This window comes from Leptolyngbya sp. AN02str, from assembly GCF_050565595.1.
In the GTDB taxonomy this organism is placed as follows: Bacteria; Cyanobacteriota; Cyanobacteriia; order Elainellales; family Elainellaceae; genus Kaiparowitsia.
This window is the reverse complement of record NZ_JBNXVR010000007.1, coordinates 20554-46899: the sequence shown is the minus strand read 5'-3', so window position 1 is coordinate 46899 and position 26346 is coordinate 20554. Positions and strand designations below refer to the sequence as shown.

Sequence of the window (26346 nt, the reverse complement as noted above, 5' to 3'; positions counted from 1 at the left end):
CTAGGAGGGACGGGCCGCCGTCTCTCCCAGTCAGGGGGTTTGGGGGGCGACGCGCGCCCAAGCGAAACCCCAAATCCCCATCATTTATCCCTTCTAGGGCCAACACACTGGGTGCAAAGTCCTAAGTTTTCTCTGAATCTATAGCTGTCGCCAGCTTGGTTGAGACAAGGACATTTTGGGGGATGGCGACGCCATCCCCCAAAATGTCCTAATCAAACTGGCTATCGCTATATTCACGAAACTCTTGACGAATCGGAATTTGAATCGCGAACTCCGTTCCCTCGCCTGGGGTCGAAAAGCACTTAAGTTGACCACCATGTTTTTCAGCAATGATTTGATAGCTGATTGACATCCCCATGCCCGTACCTTTGCCAACGGGTTTGGTCGTGAAAAAAGGATCGAAGATGCGCCGTTGAATCGTTTCGGGAATGCCCACACCATTGTCGGCGATCGCAATTTCTACCCAATCAGTTTTCAAGCGAGACGTTCGAATCGTGATGCGTCCTGGATGCGCCTTTCGTCCTGCCGGAGCTTGGCTACGTCCTCGATCTTCAATCGCATCAAGGGCATTCGCCAAAATATTCATCACCACTTGATTGAGCTGACCAGGGTAGCACTCCACCAGCGGCAAAGGGCTATAGTCTTTTTCAACCTGAACTTCTGGAAAATTGCCCTTAGCCTTAAACCGATGCGCCAAAATCACCAGCGTACTATCAATCCCTTCATGGATATCAACCGCCTTAAAGTCAGCCTCATCAACCCGAGAAAAATTTCGTAGCGACAATACAATTTGGCGAATGCGCTCCGTCCCAATCTTCATTGAATCCAGAGTTTGCGGCAAATCCTCCTGCAAAAACTCCAAATCCATGTCATCTATCATGGCTTGAATATCCGGTGGCGTATTCGGAAAGCGCTGCTGATACAAATCAACCAAATCCATCAACCCCTGGGTGTAATCCCTCAAATGGGCAAGGTTGCCATGGATAAAGTTCACCGGATTATTGATTTCGTGAGCGACCCCCGCAACCAATTGCCCCAAACTAGACATTTTTTCCGCCTGTACCAGCTTCATCTGGGTTTGTTGCAAATTCATCAGGGTATGTTCAACTTGCTCACGCGCCTCGGTAATCGCAGCAATTTGCGGCAGACTCGTCCAACAGGCGATCGCCACCCCAATAAACGCCACCGTCACCAGCAAAATGCTAAACAGCGCCACATGCTCACCCACAGTCGCCTGATTCAGCCCTGCCTTAGCCCACCAGCCAATACTCACTGCGCTACACACCAAGCCAATCAGCACCGTCACTTGAAACGCTAACCAATCAGTTCTGCCCAGTTTGACCTCGGGTCGTCTCTTACGAAGCCACCCCTCAGGCCGGAACAGCAGAAAATTCACACGAGGAAGCCAAGCACCGAAAGTGCCCACCAGCCAGGGCAACGACAGCCCAATCGCCAGATAGCGCAAACCCCAAGCCCATCCACCCATGAGCAAAACCACCGTCTCAATCCCAAAGAAACCCAGCGACCACCAGGGCCACCGAGTTTCTGGCCGCCGCCGGCTCACCCACTCTCCCAAGTGAATGGCCATCATAGAGCTGAGGTAGCCCGTCCCCGTTACCATCACCACATGAGACACATCGCCCCATAGCAAACAGGTCAAGCTCAGGGCCAGGGTAAACAACAAACTGGGTTCTAGCACCCCTCGATGCGACAGAACCGCAAACACAGGGGGCAAATAGTCATCTTTGGCCAACTGGTACAACAAGCGGGGACAACTGGAAACCGCCGTCGCAGAACTCAGCAAGCATCCCGATGTCATCAAAAATGTCACCAAAGCAGGTGCCAAGGCACCCCAAAAGGGCTGAGTCGCCGCTACCAAATTGAGATAGGCACTATCTCCGAGTTCGGGCGCTGTGGCCAGCCGCATCAAAATCCACGATCCCCCCAGATACACCATCGGAATCATGAACGCGACCACTTTGAGGCAGCGCAGTGTGACGCTGGGTTGGCGGCTATCGGCCACAAAAGATGATGCCGTCTCGCAGCCATAGACCGCATAGACCGCGATGAAGAACCATTTCATCCAATCTATGGCTGCAATGCCAGTGCCCAAATCAGGCAGCACACCAGGGCTATTGGGAGCAATGCTCAACCACCCGATGCCTTGAATACAAAAGGTCAGCAACAAGCCAATCGCCGGGAATACAAAGTATGCGTGCAAAATCCCCAGCGTACGAGTGCCGCTCAACGCCACAATAAACGGCAGCAGGGTAAATCCAATTCTTAGCAGCGTTTCCGGGCAAGGAATCCCGAGAGGTGTGAGATTGGATTGAATCAGGTCGGTGAGAATAATTGCATTCATGGGTGGCACAGACACCCAACCCAGCAAGTAACCAATCGCCCCATAGCGTGCGAGTCCTGGATATCGACTCAACAAGCGAGTGATATAGTTTGGGGTGCCGCCAGCCACATCCAGATAATAGCTGCCTAATCGTTTGACTTGCAGATTGAGCATGACGCCAATGATGGTGCCAGGTAGCCATACCCAAATTGCTTGTGCACCTAGGGCAGCATGCATTGCGGGGGCCGTTCCCAACCACAGCAGTAAACCACTAAATCCAAAGCCCCAAGTCTCTTGGGAGGTGAGGCTTTGAGGTAAGGGGGGTACCAAACTGGGTTGACGACTCATAATTGCCAGAGAAAACACGACATGCATGTAGTGTTCCCTCTGAATATTGACGAATCAATGCGCGATCGCCAAAAAGTGCTGTTCAGCCATCGCCGAGGATGAAGTCAATTCTGTTGAAATCCAGAGCTGCAGCGAGAGCACTCCTCTACAACATAAGCCTCCTGCATAAAGTGACCTTACCAGGAATAGAAATTACAGCCTCGGTTGTCATCCCAAAACAAAATTTGCCGAGAGCTATCCGCCATGATGCTGAGACCAAATTCGTCGTACTTGCTGAATATTCAAGCCTCGCCATACGGGCACCCAAGTTACGTTTTATACTTTGCAGGTGTGTTCTTATTCAACTCGATGCCAATTCGCTGTTCTGAAAATTTAACCAACGGCTGTGAATTTGCATCTCGTAGAACAGAACTGAAGAATTGTTAAAAACGCCATGAAAAAAACCCGTAATTCATGCCACATGCCGGGTTGATAGCTCGTCATAGCTACAATTAACCGCATGGCAGCTTTGTCTAGGATCACGAATACGTTTCAGAGTTGTTTACGATGTTTTCAAAGGCAATTGCGAGTCACGTTCAAGACATGGCGAATGGCCAAAAGGAACCTAATCAACTCAGTGACTGCCATAAATTGATCAGGCACATTTTTAGTTCGCAATTTGTGAGGTTTGCACAGAAAACTTTGTACAGTTTTTTTTACGGTTTAGACAATCTTTTATCGCCCAACTTCACAACACATCATCCAGCCGAACAACTCATGATGCTAAAAGCTTTTTGAGGATTTTTGGAGTTTGCTTTTTCTCAAAAGTCGAGTTTGGGTGATCGCACATCTTGTAGATAAATTACGGTTAAACTATGCGATCGCCTCACTTAATTTTCAAAAATAATATTTCTAACTGTATGTTTAATTTCTTATTTGAGCTGTATTGGCTGCTCAAATAAGAAGCAAAGCAAAAATGCATCTATCGTTTATATCGAGGATCAAATCACCAATTGACCGCATTAAGCTGGCCACTCAGATAAGGGAAGCCTATTTTTGAATCTAAAGAATGCCCGACATCTAGAGATTTACAAAGGGAAATTGGAGACATATCCATGGGTTATTTGTCTCAGTATGCATCTGATTAAATGACTTAGATATACAGCAGAAATCAGCGAAATTGCCGAGTTGGGTTTTACAAGAATAGTGAATACTATTTCTTGAGGCGAAATTCTAAAGTGCTGATTTGCTGAAGGAGCCTACTGAAAGCTGTCACGTTGAATTGCTGATTTTAAGGTCCTCTCGCCATTATCAAAGCCGCGATCGAAATGATGCTAATTGGGTAGCGAGATTATCAGCCGTCAGTTACAAAATCATTTTATTAGCCTATCTATCAATCGTTAGAGTTCTGAGCAGCACGCGCTGATTGATTGAATCATTTGGTGCGTGATGTCCTGGAGTTTTCAGTTTTAACGTCAGGGGATCTTGTGTGCAGAAAATTCTAGTCATTGAGGATGATCAGCTCGTTCGCAATGCCATGATCAACTCTCTTCAGTCTGCCAAGTTCGAAGTTGTGAGCGCTGCAAATGGACAAGCAGGAGTGCGCCTTGCCAAAGAACACGAGCCAGATTTGATTGTGTGCGACATGATGATGCCAGGTTGGACTGGGTATCAAGTGCAGGTAGCATTGGAACAACATGCCAGAACGGCATCGATTCCGGTGATTTTTTTGCGGCCTAAGTTAGCCCAAGATGAAGAATGTTGTGGCAAGGGACCAACCAGTCAGGGAGACTTGGCCAAGCCTTTTACACGAGACGAACTGTTGAGAGCGATCGCCCTTCGACTGCGGGCAACATCCTCCGTCATTCATCCCAGGCAATGCCCCAGTTCTCCACAGGAGAAGAGTGCCGATGTTTACACCGATCCCCTCACAGCATTGCCCAATCGCTCGGTTTTTCACCATCGCCTCAAAGAAGCTTTGACCTATAAGCGCAAGCTCCAGCATTCTGTTGTAGTTTGCTACATCAATTTGGCTCAATTTACTCAGGTGAATGAGCGCTATGGCTATGCAGTGGGCGATCGCATTCTTTGCACCGTGGCCGATCGATTGCGGCAAGCCGTGACAGAACCTAGCACCCTGGCCAGATTGGGAGACGACGAATTCGGGCTGCTCATTTGTTATGCCAATTCCCCACAAGACCTGCAAACTGTAGCGCAAACTATCCAATCCGCGATCGCCCAACCCATTCAGCTCGGGGGTGAATCGCTCCAGCTCATGAGCAGCATTGGGCTGGCCCAGCAAACAGCCGAATGCGATAACGCAGGGGAGTTGCTTCACCATGCCCGCGTAGCAATGCGCCAGGCCAAGCGCAAAGGTGCCGGTGCCTATCACATTTACGATGCCCAGCAGGATAGCGGACTGGAACACCATCAGTGGATGCGGTTGCAGCTGCGCCAAGCCCTTGAGCGTCGGGAGTTTTACTTAGAATATCAACCCCAGGTCAACCTACAAACAGGCCAAATTATTGGAGTTGAGGCGTTGTTGCGCTGGCAGCATCCCACCCTGGGCACGGTATATCCTCATCAGTTTTTGCCCCTCGCGCATGAGGCTGGAGTGATGGTACCCATTAACGAATGGGTGCTGAAAACAGCATGTTGTCAGGCACAAACCTGGCAAACCCAATGTCGTACACCGCTCAGGGTGGCGGTTAACTTATCCAAACCGCAGCTACAACAGTCCAACTTGGTAGAGCATATTTCTCGCGTGGCCTTTTGTAGTGGGGTTGATCCAGCCTCTTTGTCGCTGGATGTGTCGGAAGCAATGCTGCTAGAAGACCACGCCTATGGCTATCAAACGCTGCAACGGTTGCGTCAGTTAGGGGTGAGCATTACGGTCGATGACTGTGGCCTTGAACTGTTAGCGTTGCTGCAAGGTCAACAGCTGCCGATCGATAGTGTAAAAATTGATCGCGCGTCTGTACAAAAAATTGCAGTCAGTGCCGATTCCCTAGCGGTGGCTAAAGCTATTGTGGCGATCGCCGATTTATTCCAAATTCAGGCGATCGCCAAAGGAGTGGAAGCGTTGGAGCAACTCAGCGTGCTGCGGCAAATTGGCTACTATGCCATGCAGGGCCATGTGTTTAGTCCATCGGTATCTTCAAGTGCGATCGCAGAAATGCTCAGAGCCAACAAGCGCATGTAGCTTCGCATTTTCTCAAACACACTAAGTAATCAGCTATAGTCAAATATAAAACCCTAAAACCCTGTGCCGTCCGCAATGCGGACGGCACAGGGTTTTAGGGTTTGTTTTTTAATGCTTATCTGTTTTCGTGAAGGTTTTTTTGGGGAGGATTGCGAGCTGTGCGACCCTTAAAGAAAAGCCCATTTTTGTATGGCATCGCATCCGCAAAAAGGGATGCTTTAGTTATTCAAAACTCATTCAAAACTAACGTTCATAAACAGTGGCAGAAACCAGAAGCGCGATCGGCGGCTTCTGGCCAGAAAGACCTGATATAAGCTAGAGGCATAGTTTGTACAGTTGACTATGGCTGCTTCGTTTTTGTCTCGGACTTCGGTGTGGCTTGCGCGGCTGGTGGTGATGGGTGCTGGCGCTGTGGCTCCACTTTGGTATCAGGCCAGCGCTTGGAGCGCAGAGACGCTGCGGTTTTCGTCGGGGCTGTTGGAGTTTACGCTACCTGTGGAGTCGCTGGAGCAATTTGCCGAAACGGGGGAGCCCGATGCCAAACTTCATTTTTTGCTGCAAACGGCGGGCGTGACAGAGCCAGAGCAATTTCGAGCTTTGTTGCAGCGGCCCATTCCCATCGATTTGCTTTTTATTAATCAATTTGGCTATTCCCAGTTGGGAGAAACGTTTTTGACCGATGTGGGAGAGGCCATTCAAACCGGGTCGGGCCAAAACGGAATGAAGGCGCTGCGAGCAGCCCTTACGCTGGCAGCCGCCAGTCCTGAAGGCCTGAGCCTGCTGAATGTGGTGCAGCAGTTCCCCACGTCAGAGTTGCGAGTCGATTTGCCAGAATTGTCGCGGCTGCAGCGATCGCTCTTGGAGGCGATCACCTATCGTGACTCCGCCGTAGCAACCATTCAAATGCAGGCCGAAACGGAAACCGCCGATATCTCAGATGTGGACTTTGGCCAGTTGGCCGATCTGCGCCAAGCCGGAACGACTACATTTGAGAAGCGTGTGCTGATACTGAGTCGCCAAAGTGCCGCTTCGGAATGGGCGGGAGCGCCCGTTTTACGCCAGTATGCGGTTGATGTGTATGTACCCAATACGCCCCAGCCTGCTCCGGTGGTGGTGCTATCTCACGGATTAGGTTCCGATCGGGGCAGCTTGCGATTTTTGGCGGAGCATTTGGCTTCTTATGGGTTTGTGGTGGTAGCACCAGAGCACATTGGCAGCAATTTCGCTTATCAAAATGCTGTGGACACGGGCCAAACCTATCAGCGGGCCAACCCAGCGGAATTTCTCGATCGCCCTCAAGATATTCGCTTCGCGCTGGATGAGTTGGAGCGGCTATCACAGACCAGTGCATCATGGCGCGATCGCCTGGATTTCTCGCGAATTGGGCTGGTGGGGCACTCCTACGGTGGCTACACAACCTTGGCTGTAGCAGGTGCCGATCTGGATATTGCCCGACTGCGAGAGGTGTGCGCCAATCGGCGTCCATTTCTCAACTTTTCGGTTCTGTTGCAGTGCGATGCGGTCAGCCTTCCGGGCGATCGCTACGATCTACAGGATGAGCGAATTCAAGCAGCAGTAGCCCTGAATCCGGCAGGAGGGTGGATCATGTCGCCCGAAGATGTGGGGGAAATCGACATTCCTGTGATGATGCTCACCTCCAGCGACGACATCCTCACACCCATGATGACCGAGCAAGTGCATCCGTTTACCTGGCTTACCACATCAGAGCGTTATCTAGCGCTGATTGACCAGGGCAACCACGCCACGTTTTATCCTGAACTGGCCGATCCAAGCCGAGTTACTAGCTTGCTGCTCATGCTGACCAAGGGTCCCGATCCGGTGCTGGGTAGCGAGTATGTAAAAGCGATAACCCTGGCTATGATGCAGGTTCACGTCGCGGGGGATGACCGCTATCGGCCTTACCTCAGCTCAGCTTATGCTTCATCCATTAGCCGTGCACCGATGCCGCTAAGTTTGGTGCGATCGCTCACTCCTGCGCAACTCGAAGCCGGGTTCGATCGTCAACCACCGCAGCCCATTGTGCCAGAGTAGACTTAGCCTGCGACCCAATGGCTGATCCAAACCTGACCGTACCCAATCTGGAGTGATGCATGGAATTTGTCACGATTTTGCTGTCGGCGTTGTTGGGCCTGGGGGCTCCTGTTGGCGTGGTGGCCGATACCCTGGCGGAAAACGCCCTGCGCGATCGCCTTCAATCGGCTGAGTCGTTGCAGGTTCGCATCGACAACACGCCAAGTTACCAACTGGTGCAGGGGAGAGTCGATCGAGTTCGGATTGCGGGTCGTGGGCTTGTGCCCATTGAGGGGGTGCGCATTCAAGCGTTGGAAGTGGATACGGATGCGATCGCCCTCAATCCACAGCGCATTCGCTCTGGACAGGTGGAATTGCAGCAACCGTTGCAGGCTGGAGTTCGGCTGGTGTTAACCGAGGCAGATTTGCAGCGATCGCTCCAGTCACCCATGGTACAAGCCCGGCTTCAGCAGCTGAGTTTGGCTATTCCCGGAGCCGCCACGGGCCAACGGTACGACGTGCAAAACCCAACCATTAACCTGCTCGACAATGGCCGGCTTCAGCTCCAGGTCACGTTGCAACCCAGTGCGCAAGAGGGGCGATCGCTCCAGCCCATTACAATCGTGATAGAAACAGGGCTAGGACTCCAAAGCAGCACCCAGCTCCAGCTCACCGACCCCAGCTTGCAGGTCAATGGTCAAACCCTACCTCGGGAACTCGTTCCCCTGATTACCCAAAGTTTTTTGCCCTTATTGGATATCGGTAGCTTGGGGGATGGGGAAATTACAGCTCGACTCCTACAATTAAAGATAGATGAGGAGCAACTTGAAATCGCAGCATTCATTCAAGTCAAGCCTGAAGCAATCTCCGGAATCTAGGCAATCGTCGGTGTAGTGGATGAGATGAGAGATGCTTTGCTCCTAAGCCTCAACGCTTAGGAATTGAACCTCACCGTTGCATTCATTCTCAAGCAAGCATCTCAACCCAATTCACATCTCGATTTATCCCGATCATCAGGGTCTCCTCGCGATATCGCTCTACCGCCAATTGCTCAATGGAGGGGCCGATTATGCATAATGACCATACTCATCAACAGTCCGTTCCCACGTCTCATCAGGCTGAACCCGCTACACCAGTCGAATCCAGCCACCACAACGCATCTAGAATTCCGCTGAGTGTTGCCACTGCACTCACTGCTGTCGTATTGCTGGCGGGCAGCGCAACGGCTTGGTTTACCTGGCAAACGATTACCGCACGGCAAACCGAAGAATCGCGATCGCCCATCGAAACGGTGGTACCAACGCAGCCATCTCCCACCGCGCCCACCGCTCAGGTTCCGCAAAACACCGCACATCAGCCTTCGGAAAACCCGGCCGCACAAGCTGAAACCACTGTGCAAATTTACTGGGTTAAAGATACGGGCACGCGCCTGGAGTTGGCCGCAGCACCCATTACCATTCAAGACCAAGACCAACCTCAGGACGTTCTCACAGTTGCCTTCGAGCAATTGTTGCAAGGCCCTGAATCAACCACAGTTGCCTCCACCATTCCCAACAACACCCAGCTGCGCAGCCTGGATGTTGAAAGCGATGGCATTCATGTTGACCTGTCAAAAGAATTTACAACGGGCGGCGGTAGCGCCTCAATGATGGGGCGATTGGCGCAAGTCATTTACACGGCTTCTACCCTCGATCCCAATGCAGAGGTGTGGATTTCTGTAGAGGGCCAACCGCTGGAAGTGTTAGGTGGAGAGGGCATCATGATCGATCAACCCATGACCCGCGGCGATTTCCAAGATGAGTTCAATCTGTAAATTTGCGTCGGCCTTGTGAGGCAATTAGATAATTTGGGGCTACGAGAAACACTGCCAACCCCACGTTTCTCGTGGCCCTCATTGTTGAATCACGTGATTTGGATACGCGAAAAAGCCCTGACCCAAAACTCCCGTTGGAGGGTTCACAGGGGGGCCAATGGTCGCTTACAGCACTTTCTCCAAAAATTGCTGAGCGCGTTCGCTCTTGGGTGTGGAAAAGAAAATGTCAGGGGGGGCATCTTCTGCCACGCGGCCACCTTCCAAAAACAAAATGCGATCGGCCACTTCACGAGCAAACCCCATCTCATGGGTTACGATCGCCATGGTCATTCCCGAATTAGCCAGGTTTTTCATCACTTGCAGCACTTCTTTGACCATTTCGGGGTCTAGGGCCGACGTGGGTTCGTCAAACAACATGACTTCGGGCTGCATGGCCAACGCGCGAGCGATCGCCACTCGCTGCTTTTGCCCACCCGACAAGCGAGAAGGATACACATTAGCCTTCTCATCCAGCCCCACAATCCGAAGCTGCTCCATGCCCAGCTCCTCGGCCTGTCCCTTGGTCTTTTTCTGCACTTGAATCGGGCCATAGGTCACATTACCCAGCACGGTCATATGGGGAAATAGGTTGAAATGTTGAAATACCATCCCCATTTTTTGCCGAACTCGGTTGACATCTGTTTTAGGATTGGTAACCTCCACATCATTGATGTATACCCGACCACGAGTTGGGATTTCTAGTAGATTGAGGCAGCGCAAAAACGTGGATTTTCCACAGCCGGAGGGGCCAAGAATCGCCACCACCTCACCTCTACGAATTTCGGTAGAAATTTCATTTAAGACGTTCAAGCTACCAAACGATTTGCATAAAAATTCGGTTCTAATCACTTTTCCGCATTCTCCTTTCAAGTCGTTGAGCAAAAAATGTGAGCCCCATCACCATCACGTAGTAAACGATCGCCACAAAAATGAGCGGCTCAAAGTAGATAAATTTCTCAGCTGCAACCACCTGGCCCCGTCGCATCAGGTCGAGGGCTCCCACGGTGGAAACCAATGCCGAATCTTTTAACAAGGCAATACTTTCATTCACCAAAGCAGGCAAGATGTTCTTAAAAGCTTGGGGCAAAATGATATCTTTCATCATCGTGGGATATTTCACCCCAAGTGTCATGGCGGCTTCTCGCTGACCGCGATCGACAGCCATAATGCCGCCTCGAATGGTTTCGGAACTATACGCAGCAGAGTTGAGCGCAAAGGTGGCGACCCCGGCCTGGAATCCGGTTGGGGTGAAACCAGTGAGCTGAGGTGTGGCGAAGTAGATGATAGCCAACTGCAAAATGAGCGGCGTTCCCCGAAAAATTGAGGTGTAAATATCGGCAAACCACTTGAGCGGCTTGATATTTGAGATTTTGAAAATTGAAAGAATTGTTCCCCAAGTAAAGCCAAACAAAGCCGACACGATGCTAAAGGCTAAAGTGATGGGAATTCCTTGCAGAATAAACGGAATGTTGTCGGAAATTCTGCCAAAATCCAGCGTAAGGCCAGTTCCCTGAGCAAGAACAAAGCCCGAGGGATAGTGAAGTAGCTGTAACCATTCAATCGTCATCGCGTTGCGGTATCCTCACGACCAAACCATTTGCATTGAAGCGCTGTTTACGTTTTAGTTTGTTGCTCTCGCTACCAAACTCATTTTTTCCGAAACAAAAACCTCTTGGTGGCATAGGAGGTGAAACGGTTGGTTTTGCTCCCATACGCTAATTCTTTCGATCGCCCAATAAGCTGCGAAAGTCTAGCACAAGTTGTCTTTGCTAAATAGTAGGTTAAGGAACAGACCGATCGCCCGACATTTTTGCTAAACGATACGTAGATTTACGGAGAGGTCCAATTCGGTTACATCCCTGGGTTGGATGCGGTGGAATGAACCCCATTCACACCCGAAATGCGTTGGTTCTAAAAACATCAGTTCTGAATACACTAGATCTCCGGCATGAATCATTGCGCGGCGGTGCCGCGCGATGATTCATGCTTCAAAAAACGATTCGTGCAGGAGGTCTGCTGAAGTGACCATTGTTGCGTGTGTAAGGCGTACGCAATCATGGTCTTTTTGAAGTTCTCGCATTGCGTAAATCTCAAAAAAGTCCTTCACCGAAGCCCAGGTAAAAAATGCCGGGCGCAATGGGCACGGCATTTTGCATAACGCATAGGGGAATGGCTAGGAGCGTTCGCTTCTATTCGCCCCTATTTGCCCCTCTAGGAGGTCGCGTCGGCGATCCATTGCTTGAGCGTGGAAACAACCTCATCGACGGGGATTTCTTGGGAGTCTTTTGTGGCACGCTGCACCACTTCTACTTTGCCATCTTTGAGCGATCGCCCGGTCACAACGCGGTAGGGAATGCCCACCAGTTCTGCATCTTTGAACTTGACCCCGGCGCGTTCGTCGCGGTCATCTAGCAAGGTTTCTACACCAGCGGCGTTGAGATCAGCATAGAGCTTTTCAGCCGCAGCAATTTGGTCGGCATCGCTAATGTTGGGAATCACAACGATGGCATGGTAAGGCGCGATCGCCACTGGCCAAATAATGCCATCCCTATCATGATTTTGCTCAACCGCAGCTTGGGCCAAACGCGACACACCCACGCCATAACAGCCCATCACAAAGGGCTTTTCTTCTCCTTGCTCATTGGTGTAGGTAGCGCCCATCGCTTTGGAATATTTGGTGCCAAGCTGGAAGATATGCCCCACCTCAATGCCGCGAGCGCTTTGCAGGGTTTGGCTGGGGTCATGCACTGCGCGATTGCCCGGACGTGCCTTGCGCACATCCACCACGAGATCGGGCTTGGCAAACTCTTTACCCCAGTTGCCACCAACGGTATGGTAGCCCGACTGATTCGATCCGGTCACAAAGTGGGTGAGTTCCACGGCGGTTTGGTCAACCATCCGCAAAAACTTGGGGTGTACTGACTTGGTAGCCGCAATGTACTCATCTTCCAATGCCGGCGAAATATAGCCTAGGGGCAACGGCTTCGCTGCCCATTTTTGTTGAGCATCGGCATCGGGAACGGTCAGGGCAAGCAGCGTTTTTCCACCAAAGCGATCGCCCACCTTCACCAGCTCATTGGTCAGTTTGACTTCATTCACATCCTGATCGCCGCGAATGCTCACCAGCACCAGCACGGTCATACCGTTATCGTAAACAGCCTGGTACAGCACATTTTTCACAATCTGCGTGGGCGAACACTTTAGGAAATTGGCCAGCGTTTCAATCGTGGGCGTATTGGGGGTTTCGAGGATTTCAAACTGGGTGAAGCTAGAGGGCTCGGCCTCCATGGGCCGCGACACCGCCTTCTCGGTATTGGCAGAATATTTGCCGTCTTCGGTGAAGAGAATCTCATCTTCTCCAGCATCCGCCAACACCATAAATTCTTGCGAACCAGAACCCCCAATCGCTCCAGAATCAGCCTCTACAGGCCGAAATTCCAACCCGCAACGGCGAAACATGTTGCGATATGCCTGGTCCATATCGGCATAGGTTTGCTTCAAGCTCTCTTCGTTTGTGTGAAACGAGTAGCCATCCTTCATGATGAATTCGCGCCCACGCATCAGGCCAAAGCGAGGCCGAATCTCATCTCGAAACTTCGTTTGAATTTGGTAGAGATGCACGGGGAGCTGACGATAGGAACGAATCATATCGCGGGCGATCGCGGTAATCACCTCTTCGTGGGTTGGCCCTAGGGAAACTTCACGCTTTTGGCGATCGGTAAAGGCAAACATAATGCCCTCGGCTTGGGTGTAAGTATCCCACCGCCCCGATTCTTTCCAGAGTTCCGACGGTTGCAGTGCAGGTAACAGAACTTCCTGTGCACCTGTGGCGTTCATTTCTTCGCGTACAATTTGCGATACCTTTTGCAACACGCGCCACATCAATGGCAAGTAGCCGTACACTCCGCTGGCAATTCGGCGAATGTAACCCGCCCTCAACAACAGCTTGTGGCTGGGAATCTCTGCCTCGGCGGGATCTTCGCGCAAGGTAACAAAGAGCATTTGAGACAGTCGCATTGCCAGATCGTCCTTTTCAATGGCGTTCGTTTCGTTTTCTCAGTCTACCGAACGACCTACCCCACCAACCGAAAATTTAGCCAACCTGAGTTTTGGATAAGCTGGAGAACCCATTTTTGCGTGTGCGACGGGCAAACCTCAGAAAAACCCTCAACCGAAACGGTAATGTTCTAAACATGTAGATGGGTGTGGTAGAAGGACGGCTCCATCGCCCTTCTACCACACCCATCCACAACTGTGAAACACAACCCTCATTCTTCTGTAATCACACGGATTTTGCACAGACCAGACTGAGCGATAAATTACCAGAGGCTTGGCCATTCATAGGGGAACATGCCCTGTGAATGGTCGGTCAATGATCGATAGGGTATCCATATTTGTGGATGTTGCATGGTTGGTGCATTCATACATGCGCTTGCAATCGCACCACAATACCATTACTGTTCAACCACTCAACGATGGGTTGGTCATGTTCCATCCTCATCCAAGAGCGGCATTTCTCGATAGTTTTCAGCCTCTTTGCAGGATGTATACCATGCGAAAACCTTTGTGGACTTTACTCTCAGCAGCCAGCCTGCTGCTACTACCGGGGATCACTCCTCCTGCGGCAGTTGCCCAGCGTGTTGTTGATGTAACCCCCGAGTCTAACAGCACCAGCGCTTTACCCGATACATCTATCACGGGTCAGTTTGAAACCCAGGGTAGACCTGCAGTTGATCCAAGTTCCGTTCGAGTGTACGTCAACAACCTAGATGTCACTAGCCGCAGCACAATTACCCGCAACTTCTTTACCTATCGGCCTTCGCAGCCTTTTCCTCCCGGTGTTGTGCAGGTTCGGGTCGATTATCGCAATGTCAACGGTCAGTCGCTCTCGTCAAACTGGACCTTTACGGTTCAGGCTCCCTCGGCAATTCGGATTAATGCAGTCACTCACAATGCGGTTACTCCCTTGGTGACAGGCAATAACTTCTCAGTGACGCTCAACGGCACGCCCGATGCTCAAGCCTCCATTTTGCTCATTTCTAACGATGGGCAAATGGTTCGCGAAATTACCGCGAGGGAAACCACAGCAGGCACCTATACCGCCAATGTTCGGGTGGAAAGGAGCGATCGCATGGATGAGGCCATTGTGGTTGGTCGCTTGCGTCGGCAGGGACAAACAGTTTATGCAGCAGCGCCCCAAGCAGCAGCATTTAATGTGGCAGGTACTGTCACCCCTAGCCCATCTCCAACGCCCAGCCCATCACCCAGCCCATCACCTTCGGCAGAATTGCAGCCGCAGTTTACCAGCCATCGTGAGGGCGATCGCGTCGGTACAAGTGGTTTCCGCTTAGTTGGACAAACTCGACCCAACGCAACCGTGCAAGTGCGAGTGGTGCTGCGGGCTTCGGTATTGGGCATTGGGCTCGATGGCCAAACCTTGGTTGATGAGTCTGTAACAGCCGATCGCAATGGTCGATTTGAGGTGGAGGTTCCATCGTCAGCATTAACCAACATTCCAGCTCAGTTGAGCTATCGCATTCAGGCCACCGCTACCGAGGGCAGCCAAACAAGCCCCCGCACAGAGCTATCCCTCCGGCCATAGTTCTGTCTCGATACCGTGCTGTCCCGATACCGCAATCGCCCATGGGTGGCAAATCAGTAGACCTCCTGCATGAATGATTGCTGCAAAACGTCATTCGTACAGGAGGGCTGTTGTGCCTCTTAAAGACTCTGATCAAGCAAGAGTGCTCAAAACAACCATGATTTATCCGCTCATTGGGCACTAGGGTTCTGCCTCAAGGGACTCAACCTCAAAAGCCCAAACCCCGTTTGAGACAGCGGAGTTTGGGCTTTTTTATATCGGGCACCTTCAAAGACTCAAGCGCTTTGGGCAAAGCAAAGACAAGCCTTGTACAGGTTATGCATGTCCCGCACTTTGTTTGTCAAAGGGTTTTGGTTCTTCTCCTTCGCTGACTCGGCGAAGCTGAATCACATCGCTCATCTTGCGAATTTGGGTGAAGGTGCGCTCTAGCTGGTCGTGGTCGCGAATGTCGATGCCGAGGTTGATGATGGCAGTGCTGCCGGGAAAGGTTTTCACTTGGGCGCTACGCACGTTGATGTTGTAGTCGCTCAGGCGAGACAAAATATCCTTGAGTACGCCCACACGGTCAATCACCTCAATTTGCACCTGAACGGGATAGGTCTGTGGCTGGGCCACCGCATCGCACTTGTTCCAGCGAACGGGAATGAGGCGATCGCCCGGAATCGTATCCGTATTTGGGCAACCCTGGCGATGAATCGAGATGCCTCGGCTCCCCAGCGTCACCACACCGATAATGGCTTCACCCGGTAGCGGATTGCAACAGCCCGCCAAGTTGTACAGCAATCCCTCAACACCCACAATCGGGCAATCTTGTGTGCGGTGGCTCGGGCGAACCGGAGCCGATGGAGCAGCATTCAGCAGCTTACCAACGTCTTCTCCTTTTTCCTCAGTCGCCGGGGCAATCGGCTGCCGTGCTTTGATCTCTTCTCGTAGACGATTGATGGTGAGATTGAGCGTGGTTTCTCCATAGCCCAGCGCCGCCAGCAAATCATCCACACTGTGATAGTTACAGCGCTGAGCAGTCGCATGCATCGGCTCCGACTTCAGCAAGGCTTCAAATCCCTGCTTGCCCAGCTCTTTTTCCAGCATGTCGCGGCCACGCTGAATGTTTTGCTCACGGTTGGAGCGCTTATACCACTGGCGAATGCGGTTGCGCGCCCCGGTAGTCACCGTAAAGTTAAGCCAGTCCAGACTCGGGTGTGAATTCTTTTGCGTAATGATTTCAACGATGTCACCATTGTGGAGTTGGGTACCCAACGGCACAATTCGACCGTTGATTTTGGCTCCAGCACAGTGATTGCCCACCTCGGTGTGAATGCGATAGGCAAAGTCAACCGGAGTCGATTTTTGAGAGAGGGCAACCACATCACCATGGGGGGTGAAAACGTACACATCGTCATCAAACAGGTTGGTGCGTACGTTGTCTAAATATTCCTGGGCATCCTTGAGGTCGCTTTGCCAATCAATAAGCTGACGCAGCCAAGTAAACTTTTCGTCTTCAGTGGAAAGCTTAGAGCTAGAGTGACCCACTTCCTTATATTTCCAGTGGGCCGCAATTCCATATTCGGCGATGTGGTGCATTTCCACCGTGCGAATTTGCACTTCTACAGGGCGGCCTCGCAGGCCAATCACAACCGTATGCAGCGACTGGTAGCGGTTGGGCTTGGGTAGGCCAATATAATCCTTGAAGCGGCCTGGAATAGGACGGAACAGATCGTGGACGAAGGCAAGGGTGCGATAACACTCGTCCTTGGTTTGCACAATGATGCGAATGGCCGCAATGTCGAAGATTTCATGGAATTCTTTTTGCTGCCGCTGCATCTTTTGATAGATGCCGTAAAGGTGCTTGGGGCGACCGCTAATTTCGTGAACCTTGATTCCGGCATGTTCTAGCTCTGGGCGAATGAGCGATGTGGCTTCATCCAAAAATGCTTCGCGGTTGGCTCGCTTTTCAATCACCAAGTTTTGCATGGAGCGGTAGGCTTCGGGCTCCAAGTATTTGAAGGACAGATCTTCCAGTTCCCACTTAAAGCGCCCAATTCCCAGGCGGTTGGCAAGTGGGGCAAAAATGTCCATGGTTTCCTGGGCGATGCGACGACGCTTTTCGTCGGGCAAGTACTCCAGGGTGCGCATGTTGTGGAGGCGATCGGCCAGCTTCACAACAATGACGCGAATATCTTGTGCCATGGCCAAAAACATGCGGCGAAAGTTTTCAGCTTGGCGTTCGGTTTTGCTGGAAAAGTTGAACTTGGAGAGCTTGGTGACCCCTTCGACGAGATGCTTTACTTCTTCACCAAAGCGCTGCTCGATGTCTTCTAGGGTGACGTCGGTGTCTTCCACAACGTCATGCAAAAAGCCAGCGGCAATCATGGCACCGCTGCCGCCTAGGTCGCGCAATAGGCCGGCAACGGCAACGGGATGGGCAATGTAGGGCTCGCCGGATTGTCGATATTGGTTTTCGTGCAGGCGATAGGCAAATTCAAACGCCGAGCAAACCAGGTGCGCATCGGAACGAGGATTTTCGGAGCTGTCACCCACAACCGGAGACGCATCGGAGATGAGGCAGCTTTTTAGCCATTCCGGTAGCTCAATATCGGTGGGAATGAGAGGAGTGGTGACGTTCATTCGAAACTCCTTAGAAGGCGCGAGGGATCAACAGCAGATGGAATACAGGGGATGGAAAAGGGGGAAGTTCACTACGATACACATATGCTTCTGAAGAAGGCAACTAGATCGCCTGTGGAGGGCGGCTTTTGGGGTGGCGAAAAGCGGTGTTGGGCGGGGGAAGTGTGCGCGATCGCCAGGATTGCTGAATGAGTGAACAATCCATCAGGGGTTGATGTGGGACAGAGCAACTGCTATTGCCGTGTGCGGTTGGAAGAGCACTGGGGCGATCGCTTAGCAAGCCCTCAAGCGAGTGCATTGATCACATTTAGAGATTGGATTAATGTACCAGCTTGTTTTTGAGATAAGGCTGAAATCTTGGGGTTGTTTTACTAATGATACAAACTTCTTTACAGTTCGCGTTAAGAATACCCCGCAACGATCGCAAGAAACGGGTGGAAGTTCGGCCAGGGCGATCGCTACTGTAAGGTTATTCTATCCACACGCTTTGCCTCCCTTCATTATGACTGCTGCACTTCCCCCTTTGGGTCAGGCGAATCAAGATTACGAGCGAATTGCGATCGCCATCCAGTACATGCGCGAAAATTACCGCAGCCAGCCCGATCTGGCCACCATCGCTCAGCAGGTCCATTTGAGCGACACTCACTTTCAGCGACTGTTTACCCGATGGGCGGGCATTAGCCCCAAGCGGTTTTTGCAATATTTGACCGTGGAGTATGCCAAGGCCAAGCTGCACGAAAGCCGCAGTAGCCTGCTTGACCTGGCCTGGGATGTGGGTTTGTCGAGTCCAGGACGGTTGCACGATTTGTTTGTCAAGCTGGAGGCCATGTCGCCAGGGGAATACAAAGCCCATGGAGCCGGGCTGTGCATTCGCTACGGGCTGCACAATACGCCGTTTGGGTTAGCGATGATTGCCACAACGCCGCGTGGGGTCTGTGCGCTTCAGTTTATCGATTCGGTGGCCGAAGCTATTGAAGAGTTGCGCTACAACTGGGCCGAGGCCGATATTCAGCCCGACAATACCGCAACGGTAGACCTGTGCGACCAAATTTTTGATCCGTCTCGCTGGGATACGAGCAAACCCCTCACTGTACTGGTCAAGGGAACGAACTTTCAAATTCAAGTGTGGCGATCGCTGTTGCGAATTCCGTCGGGCAACATGACGACCTACCGGGGCATTGCCCAAGCCATGAGTCGGCCCACAGCGGCTCGGGCTGTCGGCAATGCCGTTGGCCAAAACCCCATCGCTTACCTCATTCCCTGCCACCGGGTCATTCGCGAATCGGGTGAGCTAGGCGGCTACCGTTGGGGTCTGTCGCGCAAGGCCGCCATGCTGGGCTGGGAGGCTAGCCAGAGCGATTGCACCCCAGGAGGCCGATTTGAGCAGTGAGCGAAGGCGACTCCCCAGATGCCACCGCTAAACCGAATTCAAAGGGCTTCATCTCAAAAGACTTCATCTCAATGGATGCGCGCCCCTGGACGACCTGTTATTGAAACGCAAAGGTAGAGACCACGGTTTCAAACGCAGGCTTGTAGGCTTCGTTTTCTTCGTCAAATCGGGCGAGGTTAATCACCACAACATTAGCTCCGTCTGGGCTAGCAAGCACAATGTTTTGATGCTCATACAGTCCAGTAGACGAGAAGGCGATCGCATCTTGTCCAGCCAGCTGCGTGGATTGGGGATTATTAATTTCCACAAATCGGTTACCCTGCCGAATCCAGTCCTGAAGCGCGACAGACTCGGGCTTGGCATACACCGATACATTCACATTGGCAGGCAGCTCCGACCCTTCATACACATTGGAGCGAATAGCCGAATAGTTTTGCGCCGTCCACAGATCAAGAGATTCTTTTTGCTCTGGATCTTCCTCCATCCGAGGATCGGATTGAGCTTCCAGCACATAGCCCTCTGGGTAAGTAAAGGAAAAGCCATATTCCGAATTGGTATAGACCGTTGGCTCATCAGTAGCCGGAATATTGGCGGTAGCACTGGGCGTTGCGGTATCGGGCGGCGATGTCTGAGCGGTGTCGGGAGGCAATGTCTGGGTTTGGCAGGCGATCGCCAATCCAGCCACGACCACCGCCAGCGCAGGTACCGCCCACAGGCGCTGTACGCCAACCCACATGCTGCCGGACTTTACCATCTGGAAAGGCATATGCTCAAACTCTCCTTCACAACAGATTGAGGATCAATCAGGCCATTAGATCCACCGAGGAATTCATCCTTTCCGCACTAAATGCCTGAAACCAACATTGCAATCAGCAGGGCCAATACAAGGCCACACAATCTAGCGTATGCGGATTCGGTGTGCGATGCCTATCCCCCATTCAAAACCCAGCCCCAACACTCAATTCACAAGCGTCAACCAGCGAATAACCGTTGAGCAACGAGCACACAAGCAACAGGCATCATCAAGCAAACCTCAGCCCAGCCAACAGCAACTTCACAACACATTTCAGAACATCTGCCTCAGCTCAACGCCAAAGGAAGAGGGCGAAACACCCACCAAACCCCTTACGCTATAAACAGGATGGATGACTAGTACTCTGCCACGCAGGTTTTGGTAAGTTGCCAACCTAATCAAACCCCTGTAAATCTTTTTTTGGGAGCTTTGCGCCCCTAAAAACCCTGGTGGAGGACGACTTGAGCCAGCAGACGCGTTCGCGACCTAGCGATGCGGTTAGCCTGACCCAGCGCAACAGGACGCATCCTATTCACAATTCGTGATGACGGTTCGCGGCATTCAAGCTTGCACAGGACTCACGCTTTCTGGCTGCATATTGGGTGTTTTTCACTCAATATGCAACAAAACACACCAATATCTCTGAACTTGATTCAGTCCTGTTGCAGATGCACGGCTTGAATTGTTATGAATCCTGAATCTTTCAGCAACGTCGGGCGGTATCTGCACCCCACCAACATCCCTAAGCCATCCCATGGTCTAAAATGGCCTGTCTAAAACAGGGTCATCTTTGGGCTGGGGCATTGACGAATGTTTCTTTTGTATCGCGCAAGTTGACCAGAAAGCAAGCATGAAGAAGGACAACCAACCCAACCCCTCTAACTCGTTGACCATTGCCATTGTGGGAGATGTGCACGATGCCTGGGATGCTCAGGATGAGCGAGCCCTGCGGCGACTCGGTGCTGACCTGGTGCTGCTGGTGGGCGATTTTGGCAATGAGTCGGTGCCCGTGGTGCGAGCGATCGCCAGTATGAAGCTACCCAAAGCCGTCATTTTGGGCAATCACGATGCGTGGTACACCGCCACAGAATGGGGCCGCAGCAAGTGCCCCTACGATCGCACCCAGGAAGATTGGGTGCAGCAACAGCTCGATTTACTTGGGGAAACGCATGTGGGCTACGGCAAGCTGGATTTTCCTGAGTTTGGGCTTTCGGTGGTGGGCGGGCGACCGTTTAGCTGGGGTGGCTCGGAGTGGAAGTATGCCCAGTTTTATCGCGATCGCTACGGCGTTGAGGATATGGCTCAATCGACGGAACGGATTGTCAAAGCGGCAGCAGCAACGGCCTATGACACGGTGCTGTTTATTGGTCACTGTGGCCCAACAGGGTTAGGAAATCAGCCGGAAGATCCCTGTGGACGAGATTGGAAGCCGCTGGGCGGTGATTTTGGTGACCCCGATTTGCAGATGGCGATCGGCCAAACTCGAAACCTGGGCAAAACAATTCCACTGGTGGCGTTTGGGCATATGCATCACCAGTTGCGACATCGGCGCGATCGGCTGCGGCGTCCCACTCATGTGGATGAGGCTGGAACAGTTTACGTCAACGCGGCCAATGTTCCGCGAATTATTCGCACAGACGAGGATTGCTTTCGCAATGTGTCACTAGTGACGCTGCGAGATGGAGAGGTGACTCAGGCAGCGCTGGTGTGGCTGAGTGAAGATCTCAACATCAAGTCCAAACAAATTTTTTATCAAAAGCCATTTCCCGAGCCGGAGTTGGTGACCCAACCAGGTTCCGATGCTCTGCAATAAGCATCATTCTCATTTGACATCCCACCGGGAAATATCCCACCTACTGCCGGATATTTCCCGGTTTCAATCCCAAGACTCGTCAGGCCCGAAGGATTGCAGTAATATAGATTAGCCGTTGGAGAGGTGGCAGAGTGGTCGAATGCGCTCGACTTGAAATCGAGTGTACCGAAAGGTACCGAGGGTTCGAATCCCTCCCTCTCCGTTGAATCCGAATGGTGGATTGCTCACCAAAACCCGTATGATTAAAATCGATCATTCTCGTGACAGGTTCGCTGAATCGTGAAGGTTTTCGTTTTTCATACGCCTGAGCAAATTCCTGCAGAAGGCACGCCCGATTGTGCGATCGCGATTGATGTACTTCGGGCTACCAGCACGATGGCAACCGCGCTATCTGTTGGTGCTGAAGCTGTTCAGGTCTTTAGCGATCTCAATGAACTGATGAAGGTTAGCGAAGCGTGGGAGCCTCAAAAGCGCCTACGTGCGGGAGAGCGCGGTGGTAGCAAAGTGGATGGGTTTGACTTTGGCAACTCGCCGCTGGACTGCACCGAAGATGCGGTGGCAGGCCGTCGCCTGTTTATCAGCACAACCAATGGCACCCGCGCCCTTACGGCTATTCAATCGGCTTCGACGGTTTTGGCAGGGGCCTTAATTAATCGACAGGCGGTTGTGCAGTATTTGCTGGCGCACAAGCCCGAAACCATTTGGATTGTTGGGTCCGGTTGGGAAGGAGCCTACTCGCTAGAAGATACGGTTTGTGCAGGAGCCATTATTTACCAACTGCAAAAAGCGTTGGGTGTGTCGATGGGCGATTTGGCTGGCAATGATGAGGCGATCGCTGCAACCGCTCTGTTTTCGGAATGGCAAGACCAACTGCTCGACTTGCTGAAAAGTGCAACCCACGGCCAACGCCTGCTGCGGTTGAACTGCACCGAAGATTTAGCCTATTGCTCCAAGCTCGACATTCTCGATACGTTGCCGATTCAGCGTGAGCCCGGCGTGCTGGTCAAAAACCAAAGCTCTATCCAAGCCGTGGTGAACGTGAGATAGCTCACAGCGTCGAGCCAATCCATCCAACCCTTATGTAACGTGAGTTATGGATAAGCTGAAGCGTCCATTTTTGCGTGCGCGTTGTGCACGCAAAAATGGGCTTTTCTGAGCTTTCTGTAGGGTGGGCACTGCCCACCCTACGGTTTTTCGCTGCAATCGGCATTCGGCTGGCGATCGCACCTTTATCGCGACGTTTGCAACCGTGGGCCAAAATCGGTGCAGAACTCGGCGGCAACCTGAGCGGCCTGTTCCAGCGCCACCACAAATCCATGCTGAAGCAGAAAGTGGCAGAACGCGCCGTGAAAGATATCGCCTGCCCCCAGTGTATTGACGGCATGCACGACTGGAACCGGGATAGATCCTTCGCGGTGCGGCGTTTGATAGCGAATGGGATGCGCTCCGTGGGTAATGGCAATGTGCGGAATGCCCAATCCGCTGAGATAGCCAATCACCTCCGAGGGGGTGGTGCAGCCTGGAGGGTGAAAATTGGCCGAGCAAATGGCATAGTCCACATAGGGCAACACCTCCTCAAATCCAGCTTTCCAACTGCCGCCATCCACCACAACGGGGATGCGCTGTGCCTTAGTCTGCTGCGCGATCGCCCGACTGACCGCCATTTGGTGCCCATCCAGCAACACCACATCTACCGCATGGTGTGCGATCGCCTCCCACACCTCCGTTGGAATATCGGCCACGGTTGCCTGCGCCTTGACTGCATTGCGCGATACCACTGCGCGATCGCCCGTTTCCCGTGTCACCAAAATCGAAGACACTGGGGGCGGTTCTGGTCGTTCCGCTGCCAGATCCAGCATCGCTACTGAGTACTGCTCCAACTCCGCCCGAATGAGCTGCCCCAGCGGGTGGTTACCCAACCTTCCCACCACCTGAGTCCGGTAGCCGTGGGTCTCGGTTGCAGCCCCTAACTGGCTAAAGGCGATCGCCGCATTGGTTGCAGGTCCACCCACTGCGATCGCACTCTCCATTGCCACAATTTTTTCGTTGCTAGCGGGCACACGCTCCACCAAATACAGCATATCCAGCGTCACCAAGCCTACAAATAAGCCGCAACCAGTCATCCCCATTCCTCATCAGAGTCTTCAAGCCATCGCATACCAACTGATGTGTCCCCAGGCTGTGCCCGCATCAACGTTATGACGGTAGCATGGCAGTACATCCCACAATTTTTTACGCCCCCAACCCAACTTCCACATCGGTGATTCACAGCTCTTATGGCACGCGGAGACCAAATCTATGTCATGCGTCCTCTCCTCAATATGGATGGTGTGTACGAGCATCACGGTATTGACTGCGGAGACGGCACTGTCATCCACTTCAGTAAGGCCGAAGCTCAGCCCGTGATTAAGCGCAGCAGTTGGCAAGACTTTTCTTGGGGAAATCCCGTCTACGTTAAAGAATACGAAGTCAGCTACATTCCCGATGTGGTGGTTGAGCGGGCCGAAAGCCGATTGGGCGATCGCAGCTACAGTCTGCTATCCAACAATTGCGAACACTTTGCCACTTGGTGCAAGATAGGCCGAAACGAAAGCAAGCAAATCTCCAACTTTGGCCTCGACCTTGATCTGGTTGAGATCGCTCGCAAGGGTGGCTTGGTGGATGCGACCACCCAAGCCGAAGATCCAATTCAATCTGCAATTTTGATAGAACAGGCGTTGCAAAACGTGGCGATCGCCCGCGCCCAATTGCAAGCCCAACTCGACCACATCACCAAAGATATGGACACCTGGCACCGGGTGGCCCAGCTCGCCCTTCAGCAAAACAAAGAAGCCGCCGCCCGTGCAGCCCTAGAGCGTAAAGTTGCCGAAAAGCGCAAGTTGCCCAATCTGCAAGCCCAGCTCGATCATCTCAATCAAATGAACGACACCCTACTCCGCAACAAACAAACTCTCCGCCAACAAGTTCCCATTGTGTAACCAACTCCCATGCGGGGACCTGAAGTGAGGATTGGCGATCACCCATCTTCAGCAGAGAAACGTGTGCCGATTGGTTCCGGCATCGATTGGTTTGGGTTTTGCCTTGGGTGTCTGGCAGCTTGATGAGACGCTGCGCTTGCCCTGCCATTTGGTAACCAAATCCAATTGAGATAGGACTTACGCATTTGTGTTGTGGGTGGGGTGCTTTGCACCCCACCCACAACACAAACACGCCAGATTTAGTGGACTTGCGTAAGTCCATTGAGAGATTGGGATGGATCTGGTAGGGTTTAAGTTTCTTGCAGGGTTAAGACCAGTTGGGATAAGCATGATGTCATTAAAAGGGCGCGATTTATTGAGCATGGCAGACCTCACATCCGACGAGGTTCGCGCGATTTTGAGCCTGGCCGCCGAACTAAAAGCTGGCACCACCATTGTTCGGTGTGAAAAAGTGTTGGGCCTGTTGTTCCAAAAGGCCTCGACCCGAACCCGCGTGAGCTTTTCGGTGGCGATGTACCAACTGGGAGGACAAGTGCTGGATCTGAATGCATCCCTCACCCAAGTTGGGCGCGGCGAACCCACCATCGACACAGCTCGTGTGCTCGATCGCTATCTGGATGTAGTGGCCATTCGCACCTTTGCCCAGGCCGAAATCGAAACCTTTGCTAGCTATGCCAAAATTCCCGTAATCAATGCCTTGACCGACTGGGAGCATCCCTGCCAAGTACTGGCCGATTTGCAAACCATTCAAGAAGAATTTGGCGGATTGGAAGGGCTCACCCTAACCTATGTGGGCGATGGCAACAACATGGCTCATTCCCTAATGCTGGGCTGTGCGTTGGTGGGCATGAACGTGCGTGTGGCCTCCCCCGAAGGATTTATGCCGCATCCCGATATTGTGGCCAAGGCCAAGCACCTTGCGGGCGATCGCACCGAGGTATTGGTGACTCAAGATGCGAAGCTAGCCGCCAAAGGTGCCCACGCCGTGTATACCGATGTGTGGGCCAGCATGGGTCAAGAGGATGAAGCCGAAAGCCGCGTTCCCCTCTTCCAGCCGTTTCAGGTCAACGAGGAGCTAATGTCATTGGCAGACCCAGAGGCGATCGTGCTGCATTGCCTACCTGCCCATCGGGAAGAAGAGATCACCAACGCCGTGCTAGAAGGCCCGCAATCGCGGGTGTGGGATGAGGCCGAAAACCGTCTCCATGCCCAAAAAGCGCTCCTGGCCATGCTACTCGGCGTTAGTTAGAACAATAATGGACTTACGCAAGTCACTAAGTCTGGTGTGTTTGTGTTGTGGGGGGGGGGGCCAACACCCCCCCCACAACACAAATGCGTAAGTCCTGCGATAGTTAGGACGTTAGCTAGGACGATAGTTAGAACGACACTGTG

The 26346-nt window shown here is 52.3% G+C and carries 18 protein-coding genes and 1 tRNA gene; 11 read left to right on the top strand and 8 right to left on the bottom strand.

Going from position 1 to position 26346, the window contains the following annotated elements; genetic code table 11:
• Positions 1–208: 208 nt before the first annotated feature.
• The gene (locus ACQ4M4_RS07185; RefSeq protein ID WP_430683795.1) at positions 209–2716 is read right to left on the bottom strand and encodes an ATP-binding protein; all 2508 of its coding nucleotides are present in this window, start codon (positions 2714–2716) and stop codon (positions 209–211) included.
• Between the two features lie 1441 nt (positions 2717–4157).
• On the opposite strand from ACQ4M4_RS07185, the gene ACQ4M4_RS07180 reads away from it, so the two are divergent.
• The 4 genes from ACQ4M4_RS07180 to ACQ4M4_RS07165 all read left to right on the top strand — a co-directional run bounded on the left by ACQ4M4_RS07180 (position 4158) and on the right by ACQ4M4_RS07165 (position 9714).
• On the top strand, positions 4158–5870 hold the full coding sequence (locus ACQ4M4_RS07180; RefSeq protein WP_430683794.1) for a two-component system response regulator: 1713 nt from the start codon (positions 4158–4160) through the stop codon (positions 5868–5870).
• A 342-nt stretch (positions 5871–6212) separates the two neighbouring features.
• Positions 6213–7922 (top strand): alpha/beta hydrolase, encoded by a 1710-nt coding sequence (locus ACQ4M4_RS07175; RefSeq protein WP_430683793.1) that lies wholly within the window; start codon positions 6213–6215, stop codon positions 7920–7922.
• Positions 7923–7981: 59 nt separating this feature from the next.
• Positions 7982–8779, top strand: a complete 798-nt coding sequence (locus ACQ4M4_RS07170; RefSeq protein WP_430683792.1) for an LmeA family phospholipid-binding protein — start codon at positions 7982–7984, stop codon at positions 8777–8779.
• 191 nt (positions 8780–8970) lie between these two features.
• Entirely contained in the window at positions 8971–9714 is a 744-nt protein-coding gene (locus ACQ4M4_RS07165; RefSeq protein WP_430683791.1) for a GerMN domain-containing protein, read from the top strand.
• A 165-nt stretch (positions 9715–9879) separates the two neighbouring features.
• Here ACQ4M4_RS07165 and ACQ4M4_RS07160 read toward each other — a convergent pair whose 3' ends face one another.
• From ACQ4M4_RS07160 to ACQ4M4_RS07150, 3 genes are all read right to left on the bottom strand, one after another.
• The gene (locus ACQ4M4_RS07160; protein WP_430683790.1) at positions 9880–10563 is read right to left on the bottom strand and encodes an amino acid ABC transporter ATP-binding protein; all 684 of its coding nucleotides are present in this window, start codon (positions 10561–10563) and stop codon (positions 9880–9882) included.
• 31 nt (positions 10564–10594) lie between these two features.
• The gene (locus ACQ4M4_RS07155) at positions 10595–11320 is read right to left on the bottom strand and encodes an amino acid ABC transporter permease (RefSeq protein WP_430683789.1); all 726 of its coding nucleotides are present in this window, start codon (positions 11318–11320) and stop codon (positions 10595–10597) included.
• A 644-nt stretch (positions 11321–11964) separates the two neighbouring features.
• Positions 11965–13770 (bottom strand): proline--tRNA ligase, encoded by a 1806-nt coding sequence (locus tag ACQ4M4_RS07150; protein ID WP_430683788.1) that lies wholly within the window; start codon positions 13768–13770, stop codon positions 11965–11967.
• A 535-nt stretch (positions 13771–14305) separates the two neighbouring features.
• Between ACQ4M4_RS07150 and ACQ4M4_RS07145 the strand changes: the two genes are divergently transcribed.
• Entirely contained in the window at positions 14306–15355 is a 1050-nt protein-coding gene (locus ACQ4M4_RS07145) for a hypothetical protein (protein WP_430683787.1), read from the top strand.
• A gap of 315 nt (positions 15356–15670) precedes the next feature.
• Here ACQ4M4_RS07145 and ACQ4M4_RS07140 read toward each other — a convergent pair whose 3' ends face one another.
• Both ACQ4M4_RS07140 and ACQ4M4_RS07135 read right to left on the bottom strand, forming a co-directional pair.
• Entirely contained in the window at positions 15671–17980 is a 2310-nt protein-coding gene (locus ACQ4M4_RS07140; RefSeq protein WP_430683786.1) for a RelA/SpoT family protein, read from the bottom strand.
• Positions 17981–18083: 103 nt separating this feature from the next.
• Positions 18084–18278: a hypothetical protein gene (locus ACQ4M4_RS07135; RefSeq protein WP_430683785.1), complete on the bottom strand. Its 195-nt coding sequence runs from the start codon at positions 18276–18278 to the stop codon at positions 18084–18086.
• Positions 18279–18482: 204 nt separating this feature from the next.
• Here ACQ4M4_RS07135 and ACQ4M4_RS07130 point away from each other — a divergent pair, with 204 nt between their 5' ends.
• Positions 18483–19370: a bifunctional helix-turn-helix domain-containing protein/methylated-DNA--[protein]-cysteine S-methyltransferase gene (locus ACQ4M4_RS07130; protein ID WP_430683784.1), complete on the top strand. Its 888-nt coding sequence runs from the start codon at positions 18483–18485 to the stop codon at positions 19368–19370.
• A 97-nt stretch (positions 19371–19467) separates the two neighbouring features.
• Here ACQ4M4_RS07130 and ACQ4M4_RS07125 read toward each other — a convergent pair whose 3' ends face one another.
• Positions 19468–20136, bottom strand: coding sequence for a hypothetical protein (locus ACQ4M4_RS07125; protein ID WP_430683783.1), 669 nt, complete (start codon positions 20134–20136; stop codon positions 19468–19470).
• Positions 20137–21013: 877 nt separating this feature from the next.
• Between ACQ4M4_RS07125 and ACQ4M4_RS07120 the strand changes: the two genes are divergently transcribed.
• The 3 genes from ACQ4M4_RS07120 (at position 21014) to ACQ4M4_RS07110 (ending at position 23023) form a co-directional block, all read left to right on the top strand.
• Entirely contained in the window at positions 21014–21976 is a 963-nt protein-coding gene (locus ACQ4M4_RS07120; RefSeq protein ID WP_430683782.1) for a TIGR04168 family protein, read from the top strand.
• A gap of 117 nt (positions 21977–22093) precedes the next feature.
• A tRNA-Ser gene (locus tag ACQ4M4_RS07115) sits at positions 22094–22178 on the top strand.
• 77 nt (positions 22179–22255) lie between these two features.
• Entirely contained in the window at positions 22256–23023 is a 768-nt protein-coding gene (locus tag ACQ4M4_RS07110; protein WP_430683781.1) for a 2-phosphosulfolactate phosphatase family protein, read from the top strand.
• A gap of 182 nt (positions 23024–23205) precedes the next feature.
• On the opposite strand, the gene ACQ4M4_RS07105 is transcribed toward ACQ4M4_RS07110, so the two are convergent.
• On the bottom strand, positions 23206–24099 hold the full coding sequence (locus tag ACQ4M4_RS07105) for a PfkB family carbohydrate kinase (RefSeq protein ID WP_430683780.1): 894 nt from the start codon (positions 24097–24099) through the stop codon (positions 23206–23208).
• A gap of 153 nt (positions 24100–24252) precedes the next feature.
• On the opposite strand from ACQ4M4_RS07105, the gene ACQ4M4_RS07100 reads away from it, so the two are divergent.
• Complete coding sequence (locus ACQ4M4_RS07100; RefSeq protein ID WP_430683779.1) at positions 24253–24954, top strand: lecithin retinol acyltransferase family protein; 702 nt, start codon at positions 24253–24255, stop codon at positions 24952–24954.
• Positions 24955–25282: 328 nt separating this feature from the next.
• On the top strand, positions 25283–26203 hold the full coding sequence (gene argF, locus ACQ4M4_RS07095; protein WP_430683778.1) for an ornithine carbamoyltransferase: 921 nt from the start codon (positions 25283–25285) through the stop codon (positions 26201–26203).
• Positions 26204–26346: the final 143 nt, after the last annotated feature.